At 66.0% G+C, this 9,751-nt stretch carries 10 protein-coding genes; all 10 read right to left on the reverse strand.

Annotated features, from left to right (window positions below; all coding sequences use genetic code 11):
* Positions 1 to 38 precede the first annotated feature (38 nt).
* Positions 39 to 989: a respiratory chain complex I subunit 1 family protein gene (locus tag QZY03_RS31210; RefSeq protein ID WP_295588200.1), complete on the reverse strand. Its 951-nt coding sequence runs from the start codon at positions 987 to 989 to the stop codon at positions 39 to 41.
* Between the two features lie 28 nt (positions 990 to 1,017).
* Entirely contained in the window at positions 1,018 to 3,048 is a 2,031-nt protein-coding gene (locus tag QZY03_RS31215; protein WP_295588203.1) for a proton-conducting transporter membrane subunit, read from the reverse strand.
* A 2-nt stretch (positions 3,049 to 3,050) separates the two neighbouring features.
* Positions 3,051 to 4,628, reverse strand: a complete 1,578-nt coding sequence (locus tag QZY03_RS31220) for a proton-conducting transporter membrane subunit (RefSeq protein WP_295588206.1) — start codon at positions 4,626 to 4,628, stop codon at positions 3,051 to 3,053.
* On the reverse strand, positions 4,625 to 5,116 hold the full coding sequence (locus tag QZY03_RS31225) for a sodium:proton antiporter (protein WP_295588209.1): 492 nt from the start codon (positions 5,114 to 5,116) through the stop codon (positions 4,625 to 4,627). The genes QZY03_RS31220 and QZY03_RS31225 overlap by 4 nt, the downstream gene beginning before the upstream one ends.
* The gene (gene mbhE / locus QZY03_RS31230; protein WP_295588211.1) at positions 5,113 to 5,802 is read right to left on the reverse strand and encodes a hydrogen gas-evolving membrane-bound hydrogenase subunit E; all 690 of its coding nucleotides are present in this window, start codon (positions 5,800 to 5,802) and stop codon (positions 5,113 to 5,115) included. The genes QZY03_RS31225 and mbhE overlap by 4 nt, the downstream gene beginning before the upstream one ends.
* Positions 5,795 to 6,106 carry a hydrogenase subunit MbhD domain-containing protein gene (locus QZY03_RS31235; RefSeq protein WP_295588213.1) on the reverse strand — a complete coding sequence of 104 codons (312 nt, stop codon included), beginning with the start codon at positions 6,104 to 6,106 and terminating at the stop codon, positions 5,795 to 5,797. The genes mbhE and QZY03_RS31235 overlap by 8 nt, the downstream gene beginning before the upstream one ends.
* A gap of 4 nt (positions 6,107 to 6,110) precedes the next feature.
* Positions 6,111 to 6,437, reverse strand: a complete 327-nt coding sequence (gene mnhG, locus QZY03_RS31240; protein ID WP_295588214.1) for a monovalent cation/H(+) antiporter subunit G — start codon at positions 6,435 to 6,437, stop codon at positions 6,111 to 6,113.
* Complete coding sequence (locus tag QZY03_RS31245; protein ID WP_295588217.1) at positions 6,434 to 6,754, reverse strand: monovalent cation/H+ antiporter complex subunit F; 321 nt, start codon at positions 6,752 to 6,754, stop codon at positions 6,434 to 6,436. The genes mnhG and QZY03_RS31245 overlap by 4 nt, the downstream gene beginning before the upstream one ends.
* Entirely contained in the window at positions 6,751 to 7,275 is a 525-nt protein-coding gene (locus tag QZY03_RS31250; protein ID WP_295588219.1) for a Na+/H+ antiporter subunit E, read from the reverse strand. The genes QZY03_RS31245 and QZY03_RS31250 overlap by 4 nt, the downstream gene beginning before the upstream one ends.
* Before the next feature lie 192 nt (positions 7,276 to 7,467).
* Positions 7,468 to 9,513 (reverse strand): protease Lon-related BREX system protein BrxL, encoded by a 2,046-nt coding sequence (gene brxL / locus QZY03_RS31255; protein ID WP_295588222.1) that lies wholly within the window; start codon positions 9,511 to 9,513, stop codon positions 7,468 to 7,470.
* Positions 9,514 to 9,751 lie beyond the last annotated feature (238 nt).

Raw genomic sequence — 9,751 nt, forward strand, 5'->3', positions numbered from 1 at the left:
GAAGCCCATGAGCCGTGCGTTCATCCGCGGGGGAAACGTCAGTTCATCACAAATGCGATGCCGAGCAGCCCGATCATCGTCGGCCACTTCCAGAACAGGCGCACCATGTCCTCGGTGCGATAGCGGGGGAAGACCATGGCGATGGTCATGGGGATCGCCGTCACGACGAAGACCTTGAACAGAAAGGTCAGCCAATGCTCCCCGCCGCCCAGAAACAGCGTCACGTAGAGCGCGCCCCCCGTATACAGTTGGAAGCACTGCATCACGAAGAGCCCGCCCAGGAATTTGCCGCCCATCTCGACCATGGGGCCGGTGGCAATCTCGGCCGGGGCGACGTAGATCTCGAACGGCTGTTTGCCCAACATGCCCTGAAGCGCGAAGAGCCCGGCCAGGGCCAGCAACGGCATCTGGACCATGCCCCAGGTGGCGACACCGCCGGCCTGCTGGGCCGCGATCATGTGCACCAGATTCAGCGAGCCGAAGTGAAACGCCACCCCAAAGATCACGATGACCATCGGCACATCATAGGCCAGCATCGCGGTGAGTGCCCGCGAGATACCAATGGAGCCGTTGGGGTTGGCGCACTGCCCCACCCCCAGGGCCAATCCCAGGGAGGGGATCATGGTCATGTACAGCAAGGCGATCAGGCCGCCCTGCTGCGCCAGACCGTTCATGCCCGGCACCGGCAGCAGGGTCACCGCGGCCACATAGCCGCCGATCGCCATGACGATGCCGATCTCGTGGATCAGCCCATGCGAGGTCTGCGTCTCCTTGGCATGCAGCTTGATGATATCCCACAGCGGCTGCAACAGCGGCGGACCCACCCGGCGCTGGAGTCGCGCCGCGATCTTACGCAACATCAGCACCAGGCCCAAGCCCGCCACGAAGGCGATCAGGGGCATCAGCATCAGTTCCAGCACCAGGCCCAGCCAGTGGAAATCCACGGCCGCCAACGCATCCAGACGCATCGCACTCAACCAGTCCATCATTCGCCCCTTATCAGGCATCTGTGGTGAATCAGAAGACCCAGGCCAGCATCGCCACCGCGGCGGCAAGCATCAACAACGTCGGCTGCGCCACCCGGTACAATCCCTCGGCCCCGAACGAGACCAGATCCAGGGTGGCGGCCAGGGAGCGTTCCAGCCACCGGAAGGCGCCGCGATACCAGGGGCCGATCAGATGCATCAGACCCGCATAGAAATTGTCGCTGTACTGATAGTGCACATCGGCCGTCAGGAAATGGCCGCCCGCATAGTTGTCGAGCTGGTGGACGCGTCTGGATCGGCCGCCGAAACCGTAGAACACCAGGGCGCCGACACCAAAGCCGGCCATCAGGATGCCGACCAGCCAGATCATATCCAGGCCGCCGCGGGGGTCGACGATGCCGCCCAGCACCCAGGGCACGACCGGCAGCCCGAGTTGCCCCTGGACCTGGGCGACCCAGCTCAGCGCCGGCCCAGGGATGAAGCCGGCCAGGAAGATGAGCGCCGACAGCCCGAGCATGGGGATCAGCATCGACAGCGGCGCTTCCGCGACCCCCTGGTGCTCCACCCGCAACTGGCCCAAAAAGATGTTGTGGATCAGCTTATAGACCGACAGGATGGTGCCCAGTGTGCCGACCACCGCGGCCACGAACAACAGCGGCATACCCTCGGTGATCAGTGAGCGGTAGACCATCCATTTGGAGACGAAACCGGCCATGGGCGGCAGACCCGCCAGGCTGATGATGCCGAACAGCAGCACCAGGAAGGTGAGCGGCATCCGCGTCACCAAGCCGCCGAGCTGGTTGAGATCCGCCGTCCCGGTGCGGTGAACCACGGCAAAGACCGCCATCAGCAGGGCCGCCTGCGTGATGGCGTAATTGAAGCAATGCAGCAGACCCCCGGCGGAGCCGACCGCATCACCCACCATCAGACCGAGCAGCATATAGCCGCCCTGCCCGATTCCGTGCCAGGCCAGCAGATAACGCGCATCATGCTGCTGCAAGGCCGTATAGGTGGGCACGATGATGGTGAGCGCCGCAATCCAGGCGATCAGCTCGCGGCTGCTCATGAAGGTGTAGGGAATCTCCAGAGTCATCAAACGACTGACCCCGATCATCCCGACGATGAACACGATGATGCCGAAGAGCCCCATGCGTGCCGAGATCGCGCCCAGGAAGACCGATCCGGCGCCCGGCGCCTCGGCATAGGCTGCGGCCTGCCAAAGATGGAACGGCAAGAGCCCCAGCTTCACCGCAAAGCCCCCGCCAAGCAGCAGAAGCAGGGTCCAGACCTGAACATCGGTCATGCCCCGGATGGCGGCCACGACCGCACCGTATTCGAAAGAGCCGCCAATGCTGTAGATCAGGGCGATGCCCCCCAGGAGCAGCATGGCCCCACTGATGGCATAGGCCAGATATTTCAGGGCGGCCTGAGCACCCGGCCCGCCGACCAGGGCCATCAGCAGAAAGCTGGCCCAACTCACCAGTTCCCAGCCCAGGAACAACGACAGCAGGTCCGCGCTGCCGACCAGCAGCAGCATGCCGAAACAATTCAGGGCCAGGGCGACATGGAAGGCGCGCGCGCTCTGCCCGGCCTCGCGATAACGGCGCATCCAAGACCCGGCGGCATACCAGGCGGTCACGAACGCGGCTCCGATGGTGATCATGGCGAAGAACCAGGACAGCGCATCGTAGGACCAGTGCAGCGACTGATCAGCGACCGTGATCCGGACCTCGGCGGCCACCGGTGCGCCGAACAGCGTGTCGGTCGACAGCAGGGCGGCGAACTGGGCCCCATAGAGCAGGACCGCAAGCACTCCGGCGCTGCGCAGCCGACCCAGGAGCAGCATCAGCAACAGGGTGAGCGCGCTCAGCATGAACAGCCGATCCACCGGGTTCATGCCGATCAGCCATTCCAGGGACTGCTGACCGTAGCGCGTCCAGATCGCGGAGTTGGTCACGTGGGCCAGGGACTCCCGGATCACGCCCGCGACGGCATCGAACCCGTCCGGCAGGTGCAGCCCGGCGAGCAGTTGATCCACCACGGTCGTCGGGCTCGTCGCCATGGTCATTCCTTGTAGGCCAAGGGTTGGGGAAAGACGGTGTCGATATAGAGCAACACATCACCGGTCTGCTGTGCCAGGACGCGCAGGGCCTCGGTCGCCGGGGTGATCGCGACGCTGATCACCACCAGACAGGCCCCCAGCAGATAGGCGACGCCGGTATCCCAGCGGGCCGGCGGGGCCAGGCGGGACGCCTGATCCTGCACCGGCGGCTGATAGAGCCGCAGGGCGACGCGGAAGAGATAATGGGCCTCCACCGCGGTCGCCAGCAGGATCGCGCCCAGCGCCAACAAGTCCAGCGGCGAGCCGCCCTGCACCAGCCCCACCATGATCAGCAGTTTGATCCAGAACCCCCAGAGCGGCGGCACACCGACCAGGGATAGCGCGAAGAGCACAAAGAGTCCGGCCGCGCGGGGCGCGCCCTTGGCCGCCCCCGTCAACGCATCCAGCCCGCCGCTCCAGCGATTGGCCAGCCCGAAGAGCGCGGACTTGATGATCAGATGGTGCAATGCGACCGCGGTGCCGGCCAGGATGCCGGTCGTCCCGTCGATCGAAAAAGCGATGGCGACCAGGCCGAGTTGGCCGATCGAGGAGAAGGCGAGCAGGCGCGGGAAGTCCTGCGCACGCCAGGCCGAGAACTCGCCGGTGAGCACCCCGAGCACGCCCAGCACCAGCAGCAACTGGCTCGCCTCCGGTTGCTGAAAGACCAGGATCAGCAGCCGCACGATCACCAGAATCGCGAGTTTCGAGACCAGCCCAGCCAGCAGCGCGGAGACCCGTGCCGGCGCGGTGGCGTAGACCTCCGGCACCCAGGCGTTGAGCGGAAAGAGCTCGGCCTTGACCCCGAAACCGATCAGCAGCAGGGCGAAAGCGGCCAGACCGATCGGCCCCTGCAAGGTCTCGGGCGCCACCTGCGCAAGCTGGGCCAGATTCAGGGTGCCGGTCTGCAGATACAGGATCGCGATGCCGACCAGGGCCAGCACCGACCCGAAGGCGCTGACGAAGAGATACCGCAGGGTGGCGATCCGGGCGCGCCCGCTGCCGTCGGCGCAAACCAGACCAAAGGAGGCCACCGCCGCCAACTCGTAGAAGATGAAAATGTTGAACAGGTCACCGGAGAGCGCGAGCCCGGTCGCGGCGGACGCCAGCAGCAGCGCCAGCGCGTCGCGGCGCGGTGCCCGCTGCCGATCGGCCGCGGCATCCGCCTTCGCCGCGGCACCAAGGCCGGGCCAGAACAGGAGCGTAAAAACCTGGACCGCCAGGGCGAACAGCAGCGCCAGTTGATCCGCGTAAAACACGATCCCCAGCGGCGCGGCGAAGCCGCCGATGGCCACGCTGAAGGGTGCCGGACCGACATCCAGCCACGCGTTGAGGATGATCCAGGCGCCCAGAGCCAACACCAGAGGACCCAGCAACCGCGCCAGGGTGCGCGACACCTGGGCCAGCGGCTGCATCAGAAAGGCGGCCAGCAGCGGCAGGACCACCGGCAGCACGATCGCGTTCGCGGTCATGACCTTGGTCAGATCAAGGTTCAGATCCAGGTTCAGACCGAATAGCAGATCGACAGGCAGCTCAAGCGTCATGCGCCGCGCTCCCGAACGGGCGCGGAACGCCGCACCAATTCATAGTCCGGAACCGGCGGCAGCGGGCGCTGACCGAGCGGCACCTGGGCACTGCCGGGTGCCGCAATACCCGCGGCCACGGCAATCTCGCCCTCCATCCGCCGCCGCAACTCCCGCATATCCAAGATCCCATAAGTCCGGTAGACCCGCACCAGCACGGCGACCGCCAGCGCCTGCACGCCGACCCCGATGACGATGGCCGTCAGCACCAGCACCTGGGGCAGCGGGTCCACCATCGGCGCCCCGGCCGGGCCGTACCCGATGATGGGCGCGATGGCCCCGCCGCGGAACCCGGTCAGAACCAGCAGCAGGTTCGCGCCCGACTCGGCCATCACCAGCGCCAGCAACATGCGGAACAGATGGTTGCAGATCACCAGCCCGAGGCCGCCGATGACCACCAGGCCGACGGCTCCCGCATAGCTCACGGTTTCAAGGGTCAATGGGATCATCGGTCGGGCGCCTCCGTATCGGCCAGATGTGCCAGGAGCCCGGCCAGTTCGGCGCCGACCTTGAGCCCAATCGCCACCGAGAGCAGCGGCAAGGTTCCGGCCGAGACCAGTTCGCCCATGGTTCCGAGCGGCAGCAAGGGGGTCAGGAAGTGGCCGTCCTCGACCAGCGCCCAGAGGCCGATCAGGATGAAAGCCGCACCCGCCAGCCCCTCGATCCAGCCGAGCAAAGCATGATTGAGCGTCCGCGCCGGATTGGCCAGGAGCGCCACGAAAAAAGCCGCGGCCAGAATGACGCCGCCCTGGAACCCACCGCCCGGCGTGAGATGCCCGTGCACCACGATAAAGATCCCAACCACCAGCAGCAGCGGAAACAACAGGTCGGCGCCGGCGCTCAGCACCAGCCCGCCGGGCGGATCGCGGCGGGCGTCCGCGCGCCGATGCCCCAGCACCAGGCTGGCGGCGGTGGCCGCCGCGAACAGAATGGACAGTTCGCCCAGGGTATCGAAACCGCGATAGCCGGCAAGGATGGCGGTGACGATGTTGGCGGCGCCGAGCTCGGGACCGGCGATCCGCAGATACTCGGCCCCGACCCGCATATCCGGATAGCCGAGTGCCAAGTCGGCACCGATCACCAGCAGCAGGAAGGCCATTCCAGCGGTCAAGACCAGGGAGGCAATGTTACGCATCGGCATCGCCCCCCGCCCCCGCGCGCGCTGACGGGGGCTTCAGTGCAACCGCGTCGCCGTCATCCAACTGCCACAAGCCGAGCCGACGCAAGGCCAGGGCCAGAATGACACCGCTCAGCCCGGCGCCGACCGCCGCCTCGGTCATGGCCACGTCCGGGGCCTGCAGGAGGACATAGAGCACGGACAACGCCAAACCGACCACCGAGGTGGCCGCCACCGCGGCGACGAAACTGCGCAGCGTCAACACCAGCACCGCGGCGACCAGCATCACCAACACGATCACCAAGGCAATCCAGGTGAGCATCGCCTTACCCCCGTCCGGTGCGATCGTCGTCGGCCAGACCGGGCGCCGCCTGCCAGGGCCGCACACCGGAACGGTAGAGCGCGCGGGCGATGGTGGACGAGGACACCGGACTGGTGAACAGGATGAAACCGGCGATGCAGACCAGCTTGGCCCACCACTGGGGCTGCAACAGGCCGATCCCGATCAGCACACCGATCGCCCCCAGGGTCGAGGCCTTGGTGCCGGCCTGAATGCGGTTGTAGACATCGGGCATCCGCAGAATGCCAAGCGCCCCGAGCAGAGTGAAGACCGCCCCGCCCAGCAACACCAGATCGGCGATGAACCGGATCATGAGCGATCTCCGTCGGCGCCGTCCCGCTCGCCGCGCGACCCACCGGTGCCGTCGATGGCGCGGGCGATGGCGACGATCGCGATGAATGACAGCACCCCATAGACCAGCGCCACATCCAGAAACAGCGGGTTGTCGAAAAGCAGCGCGAGCCCCGCGATCCCGGTCGTGGTGATCACCGTCAGGGTGTCGGAGGCCACGACCCGGTCCGGCGCCCGCGGCCCCAGCACCAGCCGCACCAAGGCCAGCAGCAGCGCCAGCCCGAGCAGCACGAAGGCCGCCGTCTCCAGTGGATTCAGCGTGATGGCGTAAAGGGTCATTTCAGGAAACCGCGGATGTGCCGTTCGAATGATTCGGAGATCGCCGCGGTCGCCGCGGCAAGATCGGTACCGGGCGAGCAATCGATCCAATGGACCAGCAGCCGATCGCCGAGCACGTCGATGGTCAGCGTGCCGGGGGTCAGGGTGATGCTGTTGGCGAGCAACATGCGCCCGAGCGACGACTGCAACCGCGTCTGCACCTCGACCACCCCGGGGCGGATCGGCAGGGACGGCGACAGCACCCGGCGCGCGACATCCAGATTGGCACGGAGCAAGGCCGCGAAAAACACCCAGAGATACCGGAGCAGATGCACCGGCGCGAGCGGCGAGAGGCGCACCCCGCCGAGGATGGCGAGCCGCGGGCCGGCGATCAGGGTCACCAGGACCGCGACCACGCCGCCCGCGATCAGTTCATCCTGACGCAGGGTTCCCGCGAGCAGGACCCACAACAGAAACAGCACGGCCATGGTGAAGAGATAATGGCCCAGTGTCGGACGCGGGTCGGCGCGGTGCTGTTCCACAGGGAGACCTCACAAGACCGGGCGAACCCCGGATCGGGCCACAACCAGGGGGCGCCGACGACAGCCAGGACCCCGACATGGCGGGGAGTATACCCGCGTCGGCCTAGATCGGCATCACCACGACCGGCGTTCCGGTCAGGGGGCTTTATCCACGGAAGTACACGGAAAGCACGGAATCCAATAAACCACGCATCAGTCCACCAATGCTTTAAGCAACGCATCCCGCCCGTCCTGATAGAACTCGATGTCGAGCTTCGTCGCCATCTCGTCCGACAGATCGAACAACTGCCGGCGACACGCCACGGGGAGCAACAACGACTTTGCTCCTTTCTCAACCGCCAACTCGGCCAGTGTCACGGCGTTGTGTATCGGCTCGATGATTCCGCCCAGGGTGACCTCGCCGACCACCACCAACCCGCCACGGACTGATTTTTTCAGCAGTGCGCTGGACAGCGCGATCAACGCCGCCACGGCGGTCTTGGCACCGGACCTGGCCGCGTCGAACCCCCGCAGTTGCACTGAGAATTCGTGGGCGCGCGGGTCTCGGTCTCCCACCAACTGCTGCGAGCGCGCATAGAGGTTCTGCTCGGCATACCGGATCGACTCCTTGAACGCCGCCGGCACCGGGTTGTTCAAGACCCTGACACCGCTGCCCGGCCCCTCGGTGACCTCCAGCCGGAAGAGGCCCGGATGCTCGTCCTGCCCGCCGGGGCTCAGGGTCCAGATCTGGCCGCACTCCAGTGGCTCGTCACCGATGCTGCTCTGACTTTGCAGTTCGGACGTCGCCACGAATTTCTCAACGCCCTCGGCGCCCATCGTGTAGCTGAAGTGCGTATTGCGGAACTCGGCGGCGCCAATGCGCTTCTGCTGTTCCTTGACGCGGCGCCGCACCTCCAGGGCGAGGCGCACCGCCCACTCCAGGTCCGCGTCGCTGACCGGGGCGCCGGCATCCGGATGCAACAGCTTGAGCAGCCCGCTGACGGTCTTGTTGACCGCATTGAGGTCCCGGCCGGACAGGGCACCACCCCAGAACACGCGCCCCTGCAGCACCGACACGCGACTGCCGTTGCGCAATTGGGTGAAACACTCCGACAGGAAGTCGCTCACCAGGCCAAAGTGCTCGGTGAAGAGGCCCGGATTCAGCTTGGGCAGGTCCCAGCCCGGCAGGTAACAGTGGATGCGGTCCATGAAGGCCGTGTCGTTGCGCATCTCGGGCGGCAGCGGCCCGAACAGGTGGCCGATGCGCTGCTGATGCTCCACGTCCACCTCGAAGTTGCCCACCAGGACCACCGAGCCGTCGGCGCGAATACTCTCCTTGCCGCGGGAGAACTCGCCACTCTCCATATAGCCCTTCATGATGTTGACACCGTCCTTCTGATCGAAGGAGACACCCGACACCTCGTCAAAGCAGACCACGTCGTACTGGCATACCAGGCCGCGCTGGCCCGTGGCGTTGTTGACGAACATACGCGCCACGGTGGCCTTACCGCCTGAGATCAGATGGGCATAGGGCGACACCTGCTGGAACAGGTGCGATTTGCCGGTACCGCGAGGCCCCAGCTCAACCAGGTTGTAGTTGCGCTCGACGAACGGCACCATGCGCAGCAGCAGCGCATCCTTGGCCCGGTCGGACAGGGTGCCAGGCTCGAAACCGACGCTGCGCAGCAACAGGTCGCGCCACTCGGAGGTGGAAAAGTCCTGTCGTCCCTTGGCCAGCACGTCCAAGACTTCGCGCTTGGACAACTGGATGGCGCGCAGGGAGTCGACGCCGAAGGGCCGCCCGCCCTTTTCCTGGGCGATCGAGGCGTCATAGCTCAGTGTCATCTCGGCGTAGAAACCGCCGGTGAGCATCCGCTCGTTGTCCGTGACCATCGCCGGGGTCAGTCGGACATCGGTCAGCCGCAGGCTGGGCAGGGTCGCGACGTACGAGTCGGTCCGCGCGTCCAGACGCGCCGTGATGATGTCGATGATCTTGACCGAGCCCGACTCGCGTGCGTGCGCCTTGAACAGCTCCTCCTCGCCCGCCTTCACCGTGCGGGAACCGAGTTGCCGCTGGACGATGTCCAGCCCCTCTTGAATCTCGGCCTCGTCCGTGGTCGCACAATAGCGACCCAGTAGGAACTCGACGACATAGGTTGGGACCGGAAATTGCCGGCTGAAGGTGCGGACCAGATCCTTGCGGACGACATAGCCCTCGAAAGCGTCCGCCGCTTTCCGATCCAGGTCGTCGAGTTGCATTACCGAGGTCCTCTTCTCGTTCGTCGTTCCGGCCAATCGAGCTCGCCGCGCGCGTCGTCAGGCCTGTGCGTAGTCAGGCCTGTGCGTCGTCAGGCCTGTGCGTCGTCAGGCCATCCTGGCCTGACATCTGTGCGTACTCAGGCCATCCTGGCCTGACATCTGTGCGTACTCAGGCCATCCTGGCCTGACATCTGTGCGTACTCAGGCCATCCTGGCCTGACATCTGTGCGTACTCAGG

This window comes from uncultured Lamprocystis sp., assembly GCF_903933125.1.
In the GTDB taxonomy this organism is placed as follows: Bacteria; Pseudomonadota; Gammaproteobacteria; order Chromatiales; family Chromatiaceae; genus Thiodictyon.

What these genes read in the sequence shown, in the direction of transcription:
- brxL (WP_295588222.1), bottom strand. Translation starts at nt 9,513, where the DNA reads ATGCAACTCGACGACCTGGATCGGAAAGCGGCGGACGCTTTCGAGGGC.
- QZY03_RS31225 (WP_295588209.1), bottom strand. Translation starts at nt 5,116, where the DNA reads ATGATCCCATTGACCCTTGAAACCGTGAGCTATGCGGGAGCCGTCGGC.
- QZY03_RS31220 (WP_295588206.1), bottom strand. Translation starts at nt 4,628, where the DNA reads ATGACGCTTGAGCTGCCTGTCGATCTGCTATTCGGTCTGAACCTGGAT.
- QZY03_RS31210 (WP_295588200.1), bottom strand. Translation starts at nt 989, where the DNA reads ATGATGGACTGGTTGAGTGCGATGCGTCTGGATGCGTTGGCGGCCGTG.
- mnhG (WP_295588214.1), bottom strand. Translation starts at nt 6,437, where the DNA reads ATGATCCGGTTCATCGCCGATCTGGTGTTGCTGGGCGGGGCGGTCTTC.
- QZY03_RS31215 (WP_295588203.1), bottom strand. Translation starts at nt 3,048, where the DNA reads ATGGCGACGAGCCCGACGACCGTGGTGGATCAACTGCTCGCCGGGCTG.
- QZY03_RS31245 (WP_295588217.1), bottom strand. Translation starts at nt 6,754, where the DNA reads ATGACCCTTTACGCCATCACGCTGAATCCACTGGAGACGGCGGCCTTC.
- mbhE (WP_295588211.1), bottom strand. Translation starts at nt 5,802, where the DNA reads ATGCGTAACATTGCCTCCCTGGTCTTGACCGCTGGAATGGCCTTCCTG.
- QZY03_RS31235 (WP_295588213.1), bottom strand. Translation starts at nt 6,106, where the DNA reads ATGCTCACCTGGATTGCCTTGGTGATCGTGTTGGTGATGCTGGTCGCC.